Genomic DNA, 18,279 nt, shown 5'->3' with positions numbered 1-18,279 from the left:
GTAACCCATCTGGGATGACGGCACGGTCAGTTGCCTTGGCGCTTTTGACCTCAGTATTGTTCAGGGGCTTTGTCTGACGTGCCATATCGCTCTCCAATCAAATCCGCAAAGCTGTTTAGGCATAGGGTTTAGGCTACATGTTGCGTCGTATGCCTATATCTATGCCTAAAAAGTGTGGATTTCAATGTATCAATATGGAATTCAGTAGACAACAGAAAAACAGCAGGCTTATGCAACCTACTGTTTAATCTGTTCTTTATAGTTTTGCACGAAAGGATTAAAGTAAGCATTATAAATAATTGGAATATATAATTTATTTCTCATATTGATATTTGATATATGCCTATAGCTATGCCTAAAAGTCAAAGTCAGCCCACCAACAGAAAATATTGCCTCAAACTTCGAACCTTCAGAGGGTAAAGTATTACATTAGATCCACGCTATTCAAGTGATAGGAAATCTGGAAAGGGTGATCAGTAACTAGTCGTTCAGGCTAGTTCAACTATCCTTTCTGGACGGAAGAACAAAAGACACTGGATGGCAATTAAGATCACCATAGATATTAAATGTAAAATATATCGTTATTATCTAATTGATGAAAAAGAAGTTTAATAATTATTTCTTGCCATTTTTTTATGATTTTTTTGTAAATTATCTATTCATGATTTAATAATATATTGCACCTAGAGTGCTTTTGTAAAATATCTCAAGGAGAGGTCATGGATCATATTAAAATGAATACATTTATGTTTAGTAATGGTGAGCGATATTGCCATGTTATTAACAGCAGGACTGGAGAGCCACTTTTTGATCCTAATCTCTATATGATGACGAACGTCAGGAAAGAGTCTGTGTCGATCAACTCGATGGAGGCGGTTGCCGGAAGTCTGGTGTTATTTTATCGATTTTTGTATATGAGAGAAATAGACATCGTGGATCGGATCACCCGACTGAAATTTTTAAGCTCTCATGAAATCGATGCGCTGGCTGATTTCGCTTCGGAAAACTTCAAAAATAGAAAAAAACTGTCCGGTAGTCGAGGAGTGAAAGAGCCGACAAAGTATTCCAGACTGACATTCATTTGTCATTATCTTGACTGGCTATGCCGGTATCACTTACCACATTCGGTAGACGTAAACCTTGACGACAAGATCATGAGGATGGTGGTTGATCTGAAAAATAAAAGGCCTAATTCTGATGGATATCGTGACTATATCCCTGAAAAATCCTTAACGAAGGCGCAGAGAGATATTTTATTTAAAGTTGTCAGCGTTGAGTCTGAATTGAATCCATTTTCTCCTGAGGTTCAGGCACGGAACAGACTCATCATTGTATTACTTTTCAGTTATGGGATCAGAGCCGGTGAACTTTTAAATCTCAGGATCAGTGATATTAATTTTGCTTCTTCCTCTATCACTATCCAACGCCGCGCCAATGACAAATCAGATCCAAGGGTTAAGCAGCCTCTTGTCAAAACGCGGGGAAGGGAGTTCACTTCTGATGAAGAAGTTATGTCTGAATTATATAATTATATCCAGAACGACAGGCGAAAAATAAAAAATGCAAAGAAAAATGATTTTCTTTTTATTACCTACAAGAAAGGGAATACACAGGGAAAACCCTTGTCGATGTCGGCTTACCGGAAAATCATCAATACGATTAGTCAATGCTCACCGGAATTATACGGGTTAACAGGACATCAACTGAGACATACATGGAATGATAATTTTTCCTCCATGTCAGACGCCCATGATCTTTCTGAGGTAGGAGAAGGGCAATGCAGAGGGTATTTAATGGGCTGGGTGCCGGGATCTGAGATGGAGAAGATCTACAACATAAGACACATTATTACAGAAGCCAATAAAATTTCACGGCATGTTCAGAAAAAAATAATCAAGGAGATGCGATGAATAAAGTGAAAGAAAACCAATCCCATTTAATGGTAACACAGTCAGGTTATTCATTTTCTCTCTCCGATACGTATTGGCATCTGGATAAAAATAATACGGTCGATGTTTGTTCTGTCTTGCAAACATTACCCCCGTCATTGCATGAGGGTTATCTCAATACACTGGCTTTTTTTGCCAGTAAACGGAGTGCGGGTTACGTGGTAAATATCAATAACAGCATGAAGCGTTTTATCCGTGAGACGTCTCCTGGTTACATTAATGAATCAGCGATCCTGAATTACAAAGGCTCACCCGCAACACCGCTGGCAAGTCTGGTGACGCTGAGATGTTTTCTGATTAAGTGGCATTTTCTGGGTTATAAAGGTATCGATGAGAGAGCTATTACTCTGTTGAAAGCCATGAGAATAAAGGTTAAAGCGCCCGGAGACGTTGTAAAACAGGAAAACCCGGAAAAAGGTCCCTTAACGGATACGGAGCATAGCGAATTAAATAAGGCGATCCACCGGGCCAGAGAAAACGGTCATATCACACTGTCTGAGGCTGCGATGGCATTGCTGGTCAGCCTGACCGGGAGACGGTCATTGCAAATCACCTCATTAAAATACCGGGACATAAAAGAAGAGGGTAAGGGGGAGGGGGGCTGTTTCATCAATTTCCCCAGAGTAAAACAGAGGCTCGGATTCAGGGCGACCTTCAGACTCCTGAACGTTGATGAATATCTGTTTGATATTGTCAGGCAGCAGGCTGAGGCGTCGGTAAGCCGGATTGAACATATTCTTGGCCGTGCGCTTCAACCTACAGAAAAAGAGGACGTGCCTGTTTTTCTGTGTGAGTCGGTATGTCATCTGAGACAAGGTCAGAATATGACGGCGTTACTGGCTTCGGACAGGCTTCACGCTTCCCGAAACAGGGTGAATGCTGCACTGCTGAAAGTGGTGAACGCAGAGCAAGTCATCTCTGAAAGAACCGGTGAAATCATGAAAATAAGTTCGCGACGGCTCCGTTATACCCTTGGAACCAGAATGGCACGGGACGGGTATGATGTGCAGCTTATTGCGGAACTGTTAGATCATTCTTCCCCTGCCTGTGCCGGAATTTATGTTGAAAATTTACCTGACAGTGTCATCAGGATTAATCAGGCAGTTTCCGACAAATTATCCTTTTTTGCCGATGTTTTTCTTGGGAAGGCAAAGCCGAAAGAAAAAAGCGGCTTATCCTGCACGACAGCCATTCCGTGCCATCAGTGCCTTTATTTCAGATCTTTCACTCACCACTGTAATAACGAGGTGGCGCATGGGTAATGTGACCGTATTCAAATCTCAGGCTGCATTGAGTGTGGAAAGGAATACCGCCGCTTTTACTGTTTTTTGCCGGGATAAGCTTACCGTATTTGGTGCGGATTTGGACTGGTATTCGCCTGTCTGGAAAGGCATTGCAACGTTCCGCAAGCTGGGGACGGGGAGACGTGTATTGAGACATGAAGATGTCATGGACAGCGATTTCATTTCTTTTGCCAAAAGCTACCTTCGCTATAATCAGGCTTTACGTCCGGTCAAACATCACGGTGCGGCACTCATGGCACTGAAGTGTCTGGAAAAAGCGTTGTTGCAGGTTTGCCAGAATGCCCATATCTATAACACGTCGGTTTTAGTGCTGGATGAAGCGATGCAGGCAGCCAGACAGTATTATGAAAGTAATGTGTTATACCAGTGTGGCGCACAGCTTGAGAAACTGGCGCAGTTTCTTACGGATCATCACTTCGTCACCTGTGGTTTTTTTCGCTGGCGCAATCCGACTAAACCGGATATGAAAAATCACTACCTTCCTGAGAAAGACGATCCCGACAGAAAGCATAAATTACCGGACGAACGGGCTGTATTCGCCATCGCTGAAATTTTTTCACGACCGGATGATGAACTCAGTGAGCGTGATTTGTTTACCACCTCAGTTTTTGCCTTGCTGATGTGCTCACCAAGCCGTATTTCAGAAATTCTGGCATTACCGGCAGACTGTGAGATCACCCGAAAAGATAAAAATGGCGTGGAGCGTTACGGGCTTCGCTTTCATGCCGTCAAGGGCTATGGAGCCACAATCAAGTGGGTGCCGGATGTTATGGTGCCTGTCGCCAGAAAAGCAGTCAGCCGGTTGCGCAGCCTGTCGGAAAATGCACGTTCAGTCGCGCGACGGGCAGAAAAGCAAAAACACTCAGGAAAACGGGCTTCACCTGAGTCTTCCATGAAAGAGCCGCTCTCACCCGATGTGATGCAGGCTCTGCCTGCGGATTTCCCCTGGTTTGATAAAGAAAAACTCGTGCCATACAGCAACGCGCTGTGTCTGCTGAACAAATATCAGTGCTGTGAGAAAAGACAGACAAGAGCTTTTCAGATTTGCAGGCCAGCGTATCATTTCTTTGAATCTAATATCGCGAAGATGACATCTTCCGGCGCGGTGAAGAACATCTTTGCGCGTCATGGTTATACCGATGATGAAGGGAGCCCCTTATTTCTGCGCTCCCATCAGCCGAGACACCTTCTCAACACGCTGGCGCATCATGGTGAACTCTCCGAACTGGACATCGCCAAATGGTCAGGCAGGGTCAGTGTCATACAGAACCGTGCCTATAACCATGTTTCTCAGGAAGAGATGCGCAAGAAAATCCAGGGACTGAAGCTGGGCGCTCGCGGCTACACGCTGCCTGTCAGTATCCCCGTTATCACAGAAGAGCCGGATCACGGTGCAGTTCACGTCACGCCCTACGGTTATTGCGTTCATGATTATCTGATGCTCCCCTGTCAGAAATTAGCCAGCATGTTGTATTATGGCTGGGCAGAGGGAATGAATGAGCATGAGCGTATCGAAAAAATCCGTCAGCACCTTCAGATAGCGAAAAAGGCGGTGAAAGACGAGTATTTTGGTGCTGATAAGTGGGTGGCGCATCACGAAGCTGTATTATCGGTTTTAGAGAAAATGCAGAAATAAAAAATGAAAATATAACTTATAAAATTAATCCTCAGGAGGCAGTATGGCAAAACATTTAACCGCATCAGATATCACGATAATAAAAAATACCCTTCATCTCTGGAAAGGAAAGTTGACATGGGAAGCGCTTTGTATTGAAGTTGCCAGTTTTATCGGAAAGAAACCCAGTCGTCAGTCATTAAATATGTATGAGGATATCGTGGCTGCCTATTTAATGAAAAAGAAAATGATACAGGCAAGCCAGATTGCACCAAAGAAACCGGCCAGTCTGAAAATTGCGGCGCAAAGAATAAGACATCTTGAGAAAAACATGGAAATTCTTGAACAGCAAAATAACCGTTATAAAGAACAGTTCACATTGTGGCAGTATAATGCCTATAAATGTGGTATGAAATTACACCATCTTAATGCACCATTACCCGAAAAGAAGAAAGGCTGTAAAATAAAACAGACAGCGTAAATATATTTTTACTAATCACTTGATTTTTAATTTAATGATGATATCTATATCTTGTCAGGACGACAATATTAATCATTTTAATGCAAGGATGCATAGCTATGAAAAAAATAAATATGAATATAATGGAAAGATATCTGCTGTTGCTGGACAGGTTCGTTGATAAACTTAACGAGTCTGGTTTTTCAGAGGCAGAAATCACAGCGCAGTCTTATCTTTTTTGCGCAGGATTTTACATTAAGTATCAACAAGACATAGAAAATCTGACGTTCTCGAATCGTGAAGTGGTGTTGAGCTTTTTGCTTCTCTCTTACTATTGCCATATCGAAAAAATCAGCGATGATTTGATAGATAAACCACGACTGAACAAAGTTTTTCTCTCCATCATCAGTTTCATCACCAACAACGGTGGAAGAACTGAACGTATTTATATGCATGAAAAGAAAAAGTATGATGCAAACAAGCTAATAAGAGCTTCAACGGGCGTCAGGAAGAGTGGTTGTCGATTGTGATGAAAAATGTATTAGCTCTGATCTGACACTGTTGCGGCACAGAGCTAAATGTAATATAACCTGTATATTTCATGGGATGTTCGATAAGTATTAAAAAAATATACGTATCGAGGAGATAAAATCATAAAAGATAGAAATAGAAAGTAAAAACATACAGATAAAAAAAATCCAGATAGCACATGTCACTAAGAACTGAACCCCTCGTGGAGCTCCCCATGGTTTCGATATTTTGGTTACAACCCAAATAAATACAGCTATAAAACAGCAAACCCCAGCTAGTGCTAACAGAGATATTATTACCACTCCCAGAAGATTTCCTACATCTATCTTATCAGTCCTTGCGACCAAGGCTAACAGACCTGCGGTAACTGTTGCTATCGATATTCCCGCAATGGTTGTGAGATCAGCAATAACACTTAGTTTCTCTTTCGCATTCCCTTTCGTCAAAGTTTCTAAAATTATTTTCATGGTGAAGAACAACCTGACTATATGTTAATTTAAGAATTCAATTGTCATAACAATATCAGATAGATAAGGATATTGTTATGATAATTCTTATGTCTGTTTTTCGTTGTGAGTTCAACCGGTGGTTGCAGCATATCTGATTTGATTGTGTGCCGTCCTCAAAAACTGTTAGTTTAGTCTAAGGTAATGCGGATGAAAAAGCCCGTAGCGATGAAACTACGGGCTGATGCTTTCCCTAATGCTGTTTATGATATATCAGTTATTTGGAGGGGGAAATCTTCCACTTTCCTTCAAATTTAAAGAACTTAAACTCCATAGTTGAGATTTTTTCACCCAGGAAGGGGAGTTTTGTAGTGGCATAGTTAATTTGGCCACCTGAATAGAGGTGATATCATCGCCTCATAGTCAAAAACAGGTGACATTATGACCGGACGTAACAGACGCAATTTTAGCCCTGAGTTTCGCCTCGAAGCTGCCCAGCTTGTACTCGATCAGCATTACACCATTGCCGCTGCTGCCACGGCAATGAATGTCGGTAAATCCACGATGGATAAGTTGGTCCGCCAGTTGAAAGAAGATCGAGCGGGAAAATCCCCGATAGCTTCACCAATGAAACCTGAGCAGATTGAAATACGCAAGCTGAAGAAAAGACTTCAACACATTGAAATGTAAAGATATATATTAAAAAAGGCTACCGCGTTCTTGATGTCAGACTCCCTGAACAGTTCTCATTAGTTGAGAAGCTCAGGGCGTGGTTTCCTGTTGCCGTTGTGTGCAACGTGTTTGGGGTTCACCGCAGCAGCTATAAATACTGGCGGCAGCCAAAGAAGCCTGATGCCACACGCGTGGTATTACTCAGTCTTGTTCGTGAGAGCTACCGCGAAAATAATGGCTCCGCAGGTGCACGTAATATTGCCGCGATGGTCACTACCAAAGGCGTAAAACTGAGCCGCTGGCGGGCAACTAAGCTGATGAAAGAACTTAATTTCATCAGCTGTCAGCAGCCTGGTCATCGATATAAGAAAGCGTCTAAGGAACACGTAGAGATCCCCAATTATCTGGGACGCCAGTTTGCAGTAACAGAGCCCAATCAGGTCTGGTGCGGTGATATGACTTATATCTGGACGGGTAAACGCTGGGCTTATTTAGCCGTTGTGCTTGATCTATTTTCCCGTAAACCGGTTGGCTGGGCGTTGTCATTCTCCCCGGACTCAGCACTGACAGGTAAAGCGCGTCCATGGTCTGGGAAGCGCGAGGAAAGCCCGCTAATGTGCTGTATCATTCTTATCAAGGTAGCCACTATACCAGCAGAAATTTCAGACAGTTACTGTGGCGATATCAGATAAAGCAAAGCCTGAGTCGCTGGGGAAATTGCTGGGATAACAGCCCAATGGAACGTTTTTTTGGAAGTCTGAAAATGGACTGGGTGCCGGATAATGGATACGCTAATTTTAGCGAAGCCAACACAGCGATAACGAATTACATCACGGGATATTACAGCCGACTCAGACCTCATCACTATAATGGCGGTTTGACGCCGAATGCATCAGAACGATTGTTCTGGGAAAACTCTAAAGCCGTGGCCAGTTTTGCTTGACCACTACAAATCTATCCTCCCTTGTGGATCGTCAAATTGCAGACATAAAAAAACCAACCGGTTATGATTGGTTTTTGGGATATGGCAGGTAGTCAAGAAAGGTTCTAGCCCTTCAACTTAGACATTATGGCATGAAATTCATCAATATTTTTGCTATTGATCTGCCTGCTGCGAATTACGATAGACTTCGTAAGGTTTGCCATCAACGAAGCATGACATATCGCTGATACGAACAACTTTTTGCATTTGACCAATATCATAAAGATAAGGTAAGCCATCACCATCAACTGCAAAAAAGGTTAATAGTTTACCCGTATGCTTAACGATAGCCCCACCACCAGTATTCGGTGAGATAACCATTTCGAAAAGTTCTAAGCCTTGATTATGATCTGTTGTAGTTTCTCTAAAGCACGTATGGGAGATCATGTCGTTAGTTATATTGAGGAATTCGAAAGTAACATATGGTCTCATGGATATTTCCTTCAAATTTAGTAGGATTTATATAGTAACCTATAAAAAGTCTAATAAGAATGATGCTAGTCATCCTTATTGAGGAACATCAAGAGAGCGGAATCCATTTTATCCGTGAACTGAACTTGTATTTATTGGATTTGATCCTATATATCTAGACGTTTTTGCTCTCTTATGGTTGCGATAACTTCCTGCATATATATTCCCGTGATGAGCGATATCCCAGTGCACTATGCGGATGATGTTCGTTGTAATGACTGAAGGCCACCGCCAGATTCATCACCGCTGCCTGGCTGTTCGGTTTCGGCATGATGCTGATGTAGTCCCGTTTTATCGTCTTCACGAAGCTTTCTGCTATGCCGTTACTTTCCGGGCTTCGCACTGCTGTTGTGCAAGATTCCAGTCCCAGCAACCGGGCTAACGCCCGCGTATCATGAGTCCTGTAGGCTGAACTGACCTGCTACCTATTGTTTAAGACGCATCGATGTAAGTATGCATTCCGAACTTCCGCTCCTCGCTCAATGCAGCCTGTCAGATTTGATTGTGTTCTGTCCGCGAAAACTGTTAGTTCAGTCTAAGGTAATGCAGATGAAAAAGCCCGTAGCGCTGAAACTACGGACTGATGCTTTCCCTAATGCTGTTTATGTCATATCAATTATTTTGAAGGTGAAACTTTCCATTTGTCTTCAAACTTAAAGAACTTAAACTCCATGGTTGAGGCTTTCTCACCCAGAAACGGAAGTTTTGCACTGTATTCGACCGTGCATTTGTAGCCTCCATCGCTGTCTTTTTCTTTACAAGCGATTTTCTTAGCTGAATTGAAAACGACTCTGGCTGATTCAGACGGTGCGCCTTTGTTCATTTCTTCAGTAAAAGACTGCATTGCTTTCGTAATGTCAGTATCGGACGGTTCGCTGTCGCAGCCGGTAAGAAAAAATGACAGCACCAGTAACCCCAAAGATAATTTTTTATTCATCATAGCTCTCGTTAGCTGATTACTACCTGTTAAAAGGCTCCGTGCTTAATCTCACTGGCACCAGCACTGAACTCATAGGAATTGACCTTTTCACCTTTAAACGTAATGAGGATAGATTTTTCTTCAATATCCGTTCCTCCAATCAGCACCCCGACAAGAGGAATGTATGATGTAGGTTTACTGCGGTAGTTATGCATCGAATAAGACCACTTTTCCTCATCATCTGAGGCAATGCGTTTATCCGGCTTACCAAATGCGGTTAATACTTCTGACTTGGTGGTTTTTCCTTTCACGATTTTAGCTTTTACGTCTTCCGGCGTTACATTTTTCAGTGTTTGATTACCGAATGAATAACATCCAGAGAGTGTGAGTGATACCAATGCGACGATAATGAGTTTTTTCATTACTATATGCCTTGGGATTTATTATTAATTAATTTTTAACGTGTTAATGATTTAACAAAATGTCTGAATTCGATATCAAACTTGTCAACCCTGATGTTTAACAACCTGATCAGAGCGTGACAGACTAGTGTTGATAGCAAATAGGTATGCCAGAGTTCGACGTTGTCGAAATTGAAAAGAAAAATGCAAAGTGAAGTGTTAGCAATAATATTAAGCAGGATAAAAGTAACAGCAAAAAAAGGTGGGACAGGCATAGCAGAACTATAGCTTGCAGCAGTAAACTGAAATCTGGGCCCCAGAAGCAGCGTAATGGCACTTGGCCCAGATACAACAAAACATCTTCTGGGGAGGTTAATTTGTCGCTCTTTGGTGGTTTTATTAACAATCACTGCATCTTCAAATGATGTATAAGCGTTATGATCGCTATAGCAGTGAAATGCGTATTTTTTAATACGATGCGATTCTCTGAACGCCAACCCATGCGCAGAGATTTGTGTTTCGGCTCCGTCATCTTTTTTTACCCACAGGGTATCGTTGTTCGGGTCATAGCTGATGACCGTGCCTGAGAACGTTTCCTGAAATGTATATGCCCGACCGCAAAACTCAAATTTCTCGGTAGTGATTTGTTCTTTCCATTGTTGACGCACCCAGTCTCTGGAATCAGCGTCTTCTTTCCGGTTTTTCCTGTAGGTAAAAAAAGTCCAGATCAATAGAGGAGCAGTGACGGGCAGCCAGAGCCACCAGACTCCGATGGCATTTCCTCTGGAAAACCAGTCAATAAATAAAGGCAGCAATAATGCAGCCCAAAAACGTCTCATGAGTAAAATGCTCATACAAATTCCTTAATAGCTGAAAGTGAAGGTCATATTCGATGTATGAAGAAGTCAGGAACTATGCATGAGACGAGTTGTGTCATTTCATAACCTTTCGTTAGTTGAATAAGTAAATAGAACAGTTAAATCAGTATTTTATGAGATATCGCAAAGCTACATTTTGAACAGTTGTGATTAAACAAAGCAAATCGCTTGTAACGATCGATGGTTTACTTATGATAGATAAAATCTATTATAATTTATTTATAGATCGGTTATATCGATCGTTAATCTTGTCTTTTTTGTATGAAGAAGAGCTTGATGTAAGCCTTGCCAGCCCTACATTGGGAATGATGATGGGTGTGATTTTGGGGTAGTTTGAATGGTGTTTTTTGGTGTTAACGACGTAATTTCTATTATTTTCCCGCCAGTGATTGTGTTGTGTCTTCCTGGACGTTTCAGGATAGGGATTCTGAGTTTTCTCAGAACCTCAATGATGGTGCTGAGGTAGGGGATGGTTTCTAACCATCTGAACGTTGAAATCGCATAGCTTCGATTGGGAGCTTCTTTTACTGCTTCGGTTGCATGTGCTTCTTTACCACCGGCACCAGCTTCTTTTACTGCTTCGGTTGCATACGCTTCTTTGGCATTAGCATCAGGGAGAAGCGCTTTGGGATAATTGATTGCGTATTCGTCCTGACCAGCGTCTTTATTAAGGGCAAGCGTTTCGATGGGACTGTTAACGTCTTCTGTTGTGATTTCAGGGGCATCTATAGCAATGGTCATATCAAGAGCTTCGCTAACAGATGCTTCACTAACAGAGGTTTTCAATGAGAACAGAAAGTCATTATCGCGTTCAGGTTGGTAGTCGAATCTGTTTTGTAAGGCAGACCAGGAGTAACACTTACCTAGCTGCGATGCCTTGAAAGCAATCCCACCGTATTCGAATGAGAAGCCGTTCATTTTTCCTGTGGAAGCGATATTCGGGACTGCCATGATGTTTCGTGCGGCAAGCTGCTGCACAAATTCAGTGGTTGATAGTTTGCTGATTAATAATGTATCAAGGGCTTCCTGAATGATGGTTTTCGGACATAGCTCACCAGTCCTTTTCTCCTGCATCGCTTCGTTACGTGATTTTTTGCGTTTTGGCTTAGGGGAGGGCGACGCTGGGGATAGTGCTGCTCCCGATTCTGGCCCTTTGGTTCTTGTCAGATGGTGATCTTCTTCAAGCTGCTGAATGATACGTGTGCTGATGAGATTTTCGTTCTTACCAAGGTAGAGTTTTCCTGCATATAGAGAAACTCTGCTGGCTATGATATGAATGTGTTGGCCGTCAGCATCGTCATGTAGGATATAGCATTTCAGATGCGTTTCAGCGAAGCCCATGCGTGCCATGTAGTCATCAGCGATTTTTGACCACTGAGCATCTGTCAGCGCTTCGTTTTTCGGCAGGCGAAGCGAATTGTGCCAGACAGGTTTAGCGACATCAGGGCGAAGCATTTTTGTAGTATTAAATTCAGCGATCAGATCTCCGGCTATATCTCCCATCATGTTTCCACCAATGACGTTAGGTGTGCATTTATGGTGAGAGCCTGATCTTAATGCATAGAGAACGACACCAGCGAAGCTCTTACACCTACGGATTTTTTGCATTCCCTTCATGGGAAGCTCTCCACATATTAGCGGTGATCAGATTTGTGCGAAGCTCTGAGATCTGACGTTTCACAGCGAAGAGTTCTGTCTGTGTGAGGGAGCTTCCTGCACTTTTCTCATCGAGATGGACAACCAGCTTATTCAGCTTCTGTGAAATCTCACCAATGATTTTCCAGGCTTCTAGATTAATAGAGGGAATAACGGAGGGAAGGTTATGCTGAAATGCCATACGCAGCCATTCACCTTTGCGATAACGGCCACGGCTTTCATTCAGAAGCGACAACTCTTCATTATTTAATCTGACACTGACGCAATGGCAGCGAAGGATATTATTAAAAGTATTATCCGTGCTCATATGAACTCCTTTTCATATAAAAATAAAAGCATATTCCGTATGCTTAGAATTACTTATATGACAGAAGCCAACAATGTCAATGCATGATGTTGATTTTTCTTTTAATTTTTTTCAACCGAAGGGCGAAAAAAACAAGGGAGAACTCGAAGAAGCAGCGCAGCGCTTCGGAGAGTTAGCCCTTGTTTAATTATTTAAAAGTCGTTGACTAAATTTTATAATATGGTGGTTGTAATGTAACTGATAAATTAAAGGAGGTAATATGAAAACATCAAGGTTAATATGTTTTTTTTCTTTGTTGATAATTAATTTTTTGTGTTTAATGTATCTTTTTAATATTGGTGTCGCAAACGTAAAACATGATGCTTTAGGGCAATTAGCATGGGGGGTAAATATTATTAGTTTTATGACTTCTCATTTTATATGGGAATATTTTTGTAATGATGTTTTTTCCTTTATAGAAAAAATTAAGAGTTTTTATATTCATCATAAGTAATTAGTAATTTGATGACTGTTGAGGTTGCTAAGGCTGTTGTTATTAAATAGCCGATTAAATTTTTCATTGTTGAGTTGAAAAAATCCATAGGGTTGTTTGTGGTATTCATTATTAATGAGCATGCTGCAAATGTTGCTCCTGCGTAGATGAAAAAGTCATTGGCATGTTTCATTTTTTTTCCATGTATAGGGTAAAGATATTTGTAATTGTAATATCCAAATATAAATGGAATTATAAAAAAAACATAGTAAATATATTTTTTATAAAACACACTAATATATGTAAGTATAAGTAATAAAAGAAACAGTAGAATTAACGATGCCATTAATACAATGGTAACAGTAATAATAGATATGATTTTATTTTTCATTTATTGCTCGTATGTATGAATGCTATCGACAATGTTATTTGTTAAATAACCAATTGAAATTTTTTATAAGGCCGCAGTTGCGGCCCAGAAATTATGCGTATTGTATTAATTTCCAAGTGACAGCTTTGCCGTCATAAGGAGGAAATCGATTCCCTTTTGCAATAGGTGCTGTAGTCGAAGGATTTCCTACTACCTTCCAAACACCACTTTCAGGGCAATTTTCCCCTGTTTTTCCAGTTGTTCCGATTGGCGATTTTGTCATTATAAATATCCTTAATTATAGAAAATGATAGAAGAATTCTCCTGAGAATTCGGAGTTATTATAAACAAAAATGATTGTATTTTAATATTTTGATGTTTTTATCTTATGTATTGATAGGTGAATCGATTAATCATGTGTAATTAATGTATAATTTTTAAATTTTTCTGATATACATTGTATTTACGATTTGATTTACTTATAAAGTAATATTTAGCATGGTAATTATTCAAGCTGTCAAGAAAAAATGTCCAGTCTACTGTTTTTACCAAGATAATTTACTTGAGGGTGTAATAATAATAAAATGTCATAAATTTTAAGTTACATTGTTTAACATGGAAATCCTTATGCATTCAGTCGAGCCTTTCCCAAAAGGTGAATATCCCATTCATAGAGTACAAACTAAATAAAAAATACCATTTAGATATTATTATCTTTCTATCCTTTTGTCGTTCAATACTATTGATGCAAAAGGATCTGGCTAAATATAGACCAGATCCATTTAACAGTAGGAATTGAGATAAATTTATATCATTAGATTGGTGCAGTTTCTGTCGAATGAAAATCCTGATATAGCCAGTCGAGCCTTTCCCAGAGGATGAACGTCAGGATCTCTTTTACCTGTGGCTGTTTGGTCTCGATCACTGCGTAGATCAACGCTCTGCACTGGTCGATGATCTCTTCTTGTTCTAACGGAGTGTTATCGAACAAGACGCACCTCCGTAGCTTGCCAGAACAGATTAAAATAACGTTTACTGGATTGCTTAAAGTGCTGATCTTCCAATAGGGAATTGCTAGACTTGCTGATAGCCATGTCGTTAGTCCTATAACGTTGTGGTCAGCCCCTGTCTGGTAGGCCAATACCTTTCAGGGGCGAAACTGGTGATGAGTGTAATGTGCTTTTGTGATAGTGTACGTACCTATGGAATTTATCATATTGAAAAAGGTACGTACATGTCAACGATAAAACGAGATACGAAAAAATCTTCATTCGTGGGGAAATCACCGACCTTCCAGATTCGGATCTCGCCTGAGTTACGTGAACAGTTAGATGAAGTCGCAGCAAAAGAAGGCGTCAGTCTCGGCAATTGGTTCAAAGAGCTTGCCCGTAAAGACCTTCGCGATCAGGGGATTGAGCCGAAGGGGTGAATAGGCATTCTCTATTTTACCTGTTCTTGCACAGGAACTAGCAAAATCTATCTCACAGGAAATGTAAGTGAATGATTAAGTCGAAGATCTACTAGTAATAGCTGCGACGTATAAAAAATTACAGGTAAACAGCTTAGAATTATTGATACAATTTCTTATGAGCAATGATTCATGCCACTTTGATCTGTGGTTAGATTAAAAAATGAGAAATTCAGGTTTCTAGATTGATATATCATAGCGGGAACTTCATCACGTATTTTATATTCATTCCGAAGGACAGTGAATGAACGTTGAGTGTTGGAGATCATTTTGATAAGTATAGGAAAATTTTTGAATAGTCTGCTCTACATATTTTATGAGGATTAAATTAGATGGGAACGAATAGAGAGATAGCTATACATGCATTAAAGCGGTATCTTACCAAGAATTATGCAACACATATAGATATGAGCAATGTTGGGAGTAAAGCTGTAGATAAAGAGTTTAACCTAATGTCTCGATGCATTGCTGCACTATCAGTAAAAATTCATAATAACGAATTAGAGTATGATGTCTGCGCTGATTGTGTTTGTGATGGAAGCGATGATCATGGTGTTGATGCTATTCATGTTAATCATGAAAAGAGGACAGTGACAGTTGTTCAGTCAAAATTCGACTCAAGTGGCAATGGTTCTATAGGACGAAGTGAAATAAATGATTTTCTTAATTCATGCAAAGAAATTCTTTTAGAGAAATATAATCTTTTTAATAGCAGGTTTAGACGTTCAGAAATAGACTTAGATCAAGCTTATGATGCATCATACAAATATATTTTTGTTTTCTCCTATAGTGGAGGAAATCAGTTAAGTGTCGAAGTTCAAAGTATAATAGATCAAAATAGGAAAGAGCTTAATTATGATATTGGACCCGACGCAACTGCTATATCTATTATAAATTTGGATGATTTAAGGGACTTTATAAGCAATCCGAATTCTGTAAAAATTGATATGGATGATGTTGAAGTTCTCCAATATGGATTAAGCGATCATCCTTTACCAGCGGTGCATGGTATTGTTACTGGGGATATCGTCGCCCATTGGTGGGAGGATTATGGGGATAAGATTTTTGAGAAGAATATACGAGGAGGGCTTGGAGATGGTTCTGAAGTAAATCAAGCAATAAGAGATACACTAATTAGTCGTCCTGAACTATTCTATTATTTTAACAATGGCGTAACAATTCTTGTTGACTCTTTCGAACCTAGAAGACGTAATAATATAACCAGAAGAGAATCAGGTGGTTTTGATTTTAAAAACATGAGTGTTATTAATGGGGCTCAAACCATAAGCACTATTGGTAAAGCTTACTTATCTGGTGATGTTACGGCAGATGACTTGAGTAAAGTTAAAATATCTTGCAGGTTTATTAAATCACTTATTAATAATGATGTGGATTTAGCTGACAATGATTTAAATAACATATCATTAGATATAACTATAGCTAACAATAATCAAAATAAAGTTACATCTAGAGATTTTGCTTCTAAAGATCCAATCCAAATAGAGCTTAGAAGATCTATTGCCTTGGAGCATCCTTATCAGTATGAGATAAAAAGAAGTGATATGCCTCAAGCAAATCCATCTTCATATGTAATGGATATGGATGATGCTTTAAATGCATTAGTTTGTTGTAACTTCATTCTAAGAAACATTGCTAATTTAAAGTCTAATAGAGGACGATTCTTCGAAAGTCTATCTGGACCTTTATATAAAAGCGTATTTAACCCTAGTATTACTAGTGTTAAAGTTATCAATGCAGTGAATGTTTATCGTTCATGTTTGCAATACCTTTTATCGTTAGAAAAAACATGTGTTATAAAAAGAGATGAAAAAATTGTTATCCATGGTCGTTATGTATTGATTTCCATTGCGATGAATTCTTGTCTTAATGTTTTGAACTCGTCATCAGTGATCGCTGCAACGTCTCTGCCAAAATTTGAATCGACTATAGATAGTGCTTTTGACAGAATATCGGCCTATATTGATGAGCACTATCCAACAAGTCATATGCCAAGATTATTTGAAAACCAGAAAAAACTAAAAGAGCTTTATAGCCTTTTTGATATGGCGTGAAAATAAACCATATGTATTAATGATAGCCTCCTTTTACAGAGGCTTTTTCTTAAAATTCAGTTTTAACCATATCGAGCAACTATGAGCTAAAAGAATGTGTCAATGCCAATAATATATACCCCCCCTAAAATAAGGTAATGATTACGTAGTTTGTAGAGTGATTATTAGAGATAAGGTTTGTTTTTAAGATAGTAATGGTTGTCTTACAAAATAAAAAATGTGATTTTTGACATAAAAAACAAAAAACATTATAATATAAAATATAATTCAAAGAAGGAACATAAACATGAAAATTAGAAATAGCGGTAGCATTGATTTTATACGTTCTGATTCTAAAGGTAAACATGAACTTTACAGCTTTATAATGAGTGGGAAGATAGTAGGAGAAATAACTTTATCTAACGGTGATGTTTATGAAGTAAAAAAATCTGATGAATCATATTCTGATAGTGAGGGTTTTACAGTTAGAAAAATAAGATAGAACATTAATTTGTATAAATGGAGTTATTTAAGTGAATATAGCATTTACGGCGTTCTTTATTTTGTTATTAGTGCTTCCCGGTTTTTTGTATTTAAGTAAGTATGATAAAAAAGAGAATATATCATTAGAAAAGAAAAGCTTAGATGCCTCATCTGCTCAAGCCTTTTTTGTTGCGTTAATAATGCATATTATTGCGATCTCTTTAGCTCATGTTATTTTAAATAAAACTATAGATTATAAAATTGTTTTTAAAATACTTGTGAATGATAAGTTAATACCTTCAGAGGTAGATTCTGTTACTTCTAGTGTAAATTGGATTTCCATCTATTTCATTTTTATATTTTTACTTTCCTACTTCTCGGGAATTATTATGCAGTGGTTAAGGTTTAAATTTAACCCAAACAAAGAATCATGTTACTCTTTTAATTTACCTTGGTATTATGAATTAAACGGTATAGTTGAGAAAGATAGTCCGATACCTGATATGATTAAAATCACTTGTATGCTTGACTCTAATAATAAAACATATCTATATAGTGGAATTCTTGAAGATTTCTATCTAAATCCTGATGGATCACTCGATAGAGTAGTTATATCAAATGTTGAGAGAAGGATGTTGAAAGATAATATAAATTTAAAACTAACTTCAAATTTGAATAGTGATAAATTAATTATTAAATATTGTGAAATAAAAAACATTGCTATTAAAAGAATATTTATTAGTAATAATTAAAATTAACTGTTTTTTGTTCATCTTGCATAGGGGAATAAAATGATGACATTAAATATATATCTCAAGTTAGTGGTAAAATATAGCTAGTATAC

General features: G+C 39.1%; 19 protein-coding genes and 2 pseudogenes. 10 read left to right on the top strand and 11 right to left on the bottom strand.

Annotated features, from left to right (window positions below):
- The first annotated feature begins 719 nt into the window (after window positions 1-719).
- The 5 genes from CLR69_RS07570 to CLR69_RS07550 all read left to right on the top strand — a co-directional run bounded on the left by CLR69_RS07570 (window position 720) and on the right by CLR69_RS07550 (window position 5,858).
- On the top strand, window positions 720-1,910 hold the full coding sequence (locus tag CLR69_RS07570) for a tyrosine-type recombinase/integrase (RefSeq protein ID WP_129711511.1): 1,191 nt from the start codon (window positions 720-722) through the stop codon (window positions 1,908-1,910).
- A complete protein-coding gene (locus CLR69_RS07565; protein ID WP_129711510.1) occupies window positions 1,907-3,211 on the top strand; it encodes a site-specific integrase in 1,305 nt (434 codons plus the stop codon). The genes CLR69_RS07570 and CLR69_RS07565 overlap by 4 nt, the downstream gene beginning before the upstream one ends.
- Window positions 3,204-4,889, top strand: coding sequence for a DNA-binding protein (locus tag CLR69_RS07560; protein ID WP_129711509.1), 1,686 nt, complete (start codon window positions 3,204-3,206; stop codon window positions 4,887-4,889). Before CLR69_RS07565 ends, CLR69_RS07560 begins: the two co-directional genes overlap by 8 nt.
- A gap of 43 nt (window positions 4,890-4,932) precedes the next feature.
- The gene (locus tag CLR69_RS07555) at window positions 4,933-5,349 is read left to right on the top strand and encodes a hypothetical protein (protein ID WP_129711508.1); all 417 of its coding nucleotides are present in this window, start codon (window positions 4,933-4,935) and stop codon (window positions 5,347-5,349) included.
- 98 nt (window positions 5,350-5,447) lie between these two features.
- Entirely contained in the window at window positions 5,448-5,858 is a 411-nt protein-coding gene (locus CLR69_RS07550; protein ID WP_129711507.1) for a hypothetical protein, read from the top strand.
- A gap of 90 nt (window positions 5,859-5,948) precedes the next feature.
- On the opposite strand, the gene CLR69_RS07545 is transcribed toward CLR69_RS07550, so the two are convergent.
- Window positions 5,949-6,326 carry a hypothetical protein gene (locus CLR69_RS07545; protein ID WP_129711506.1) on the bottom strand — a complete coding sequence of 126 codons (378 nt, stop codon included), beginning with the start codon at window positions 6,324-6,326 and terminating at the stop codon, window positions 5,949-5,951.
- 420 nt (window positions 6,327-6,746) lie between these two features.
- Between CLR69_RS07545 and CLR69_RS07540 the strand changes: the two are divergent.
- A pseudogene (locus tag CLR69_RS07540) lies at window positions 6,747-7,920 on the top strand (IS3 family transposase).
- 153 nt (window positions 7,921-8,073) lie between these two features.
- On the opposite strand, the gene CLR69_RS07535 reads toward CLR69_RS07540, so the two are convergent.
- From CLR69_RS07535 to CLR69_RS22850, 10 genes and pseudogenes are all read right to left on the bottom strand, one after another.
- Window positions 8,074-8,391, bottom strand: coding sequence for a hypothetical protein (locus CLR69_RS07535; RefSeq protein WP_129711505.1), 318 nt, complete (start codon window positions 8,389-8,391; stop codon window positions 8,074-8,076).
- 172 nt (window positions 8,392-8,563) lie between these two features.
- Window positions 8,564-8,842, bottom strand: a pseudogene (locus CLR69_RS07530) (integrase core domain-containing protein); the annotation flags it as partial.
- Window positions 8,843-9,046: 204 nt separating this feature from the next.
- Window positions 9,047-9,370 (bottom strand): hypothetical protein, encoded by a 324-nt coding sequence (locus CLR69_RS07525; protein ID WP_242451566.1) that lies wholly within the window; start codon window positions 9,368-9,370, stop codon window positions 9,047-9,049.
- A gap of 26 nt (window positions 9,371-9,396) precedes the next feature.
- Complete coding sequence (locus CLR69_RS07520) at window positions 9,397-9,771, bottom strand: META domain-containing protein (protein ID WP_129711504.1); 375 nt, start codon at window positions 9,769-9,771, stop codon at window positions 9,397-9,399.
- Window positions 9,772-9,806: 35 nt separating this feature from the next.
- Window positions 9,807-10,604, bottom strand: a complete 798-nt coding sequence (locus tag CLR69_RS07515) for a hypothetical protein (RefSeq protein WP_129711503.1) — start codon at window positions 10,602-10,604, stop codon at window positions 9,807-9,809.
- A gap of 318 nt (window positions 10,605-10,922) precedes the next feature.
- Window positions 10,923-12,245 carry a relaxase/mobilization nuclease domain-containing protein gene (locus tag CLR69_RS07510; protein WP_129711502.1) on the bottom strand — a complete coding sequence of 441 codons (1,323 nt, stop codon included), beginning with the start codon at window positions 12,243-12,245 and terminating at the stop codon, window positions 10,923-10,925.
- The gene (locus tag CLR69_RS07505) at window positions 12,220-12,591 is read right to left on the bottom strand and encodes a hypothetical protein (RefSeq protein WP_129711501.1); all 372 of its coding nucleotides are present in this window, start codon (window positions 12,589-12,591) and stop codon (window positions 12,220-12,222) included. Before CLR69_RS07505 ends, CLR69_RS07510 begins: the two co-directional genes overlap by 26 nt.
- Window positions 12,592-13,055: 464 nt before the next feature.
- A complete protein-coding gene (locus CLR69_RS07500; protein ID WP_129711500.1) occupies window positions 13,056-13,256 on the bottom strand; it encodes a hypothetical protein in 201 nt (66 codons plus the stop codon).
- 289 nt (window positions 13,257-13,545) lie between these two features.
- Window positions 13,546-13,716, bottom strand: coding sequence for a hypothetical protein (locus tag CLR69_RS22855; protein ID WP_165345952.1), 171 nt, complete (start codon window positions 13,714-13,716; stop codon window positions 13,546-13,548).
- 531 nt (window positions 13,717-14,247) lie between these two features.
- Window positions 14,248-14,424, bottom strand: a complete 177-nt coding sequence (locus CLR69_RS22850) for a hypothetical protein (RefSeq protein WP_015730165.1) — start codon at window positions 14,422-14,424, stop codon at window positions 14,248-14,250.
- Between the two features lie 243 nt (window positions 14,425-14,667).
- Here CLR69_RS22850 and CLR69_RS07495 point away from each other — a divergent pair, with 243 nt between their 5' ends.
- The 4 genes from CLR69_RS07495 (at window position 14,668) to CLR69_RS07480 (ending at window position 18,187) form a co-directional block, all read left to right on the top strand.
- On the top strand, window positions 14,668-14,862 hold the full coding sequence (locus CLR69_RS07495) for a toxin-antitoxin system HicB family antitoxin (protein ID WP_129711499.1): 195 nt from the start codon (window positions 14,668-14,670) through the stop codon (window positions 14,860-14,862).
- A gap of 371 nt (window positions 14,863-15,233) precedes the next feature.
- Entirely contained in the window at window positions 15,234-16,973 is a 1,740-nt protein-coding gene (locus CLR69_RS07490; RefSeq protein ID WP_129711498.1) for an AIPR family protein, read from the top strand.
- A 286-nt stretch (window positions 16,974-17,259) separates the two neighbouring features.
- The gene (locus tag CLR69_RS07485) at window positions 17,260-17,454 is read left to right on the top strand and encodes a hypothetical protein (protein ID WP_129711497.1); all 195 of its coding nucleotides are present in this window, start codon (window positions 17,260-17,262) and stop codon (window positions 17,452-17,454) included.
- A 31-nt stretch (window positions 17,455-17,485) separates the two neighbouring features.
- Window positions 17,486-18,187, top strand: a complete 702-nt coding sequence (locus CLR69_RS07480; RefSeq protein WP_129711496.1) for a hypothetical protein — start codon at window positions 17,486-17,488, stop codon at window positions 18,185-18,187.
- Window positions 18,188-18,279 lie beyond the last annotated feature (92 nt).

This window comes from Pectobacterium zantedeschiae (assembly GCF_004137795.1).
GTDB lineage: Bacteria > Pseudomonadota > Gammaproteobacteria > Enterobacterales > Enterobacteriaceae > Pectobacterium > Pectobacterium zantedeschiae.
This window is presented reverse-complemented; position numbering and strand designations above follow the sequence as displayed.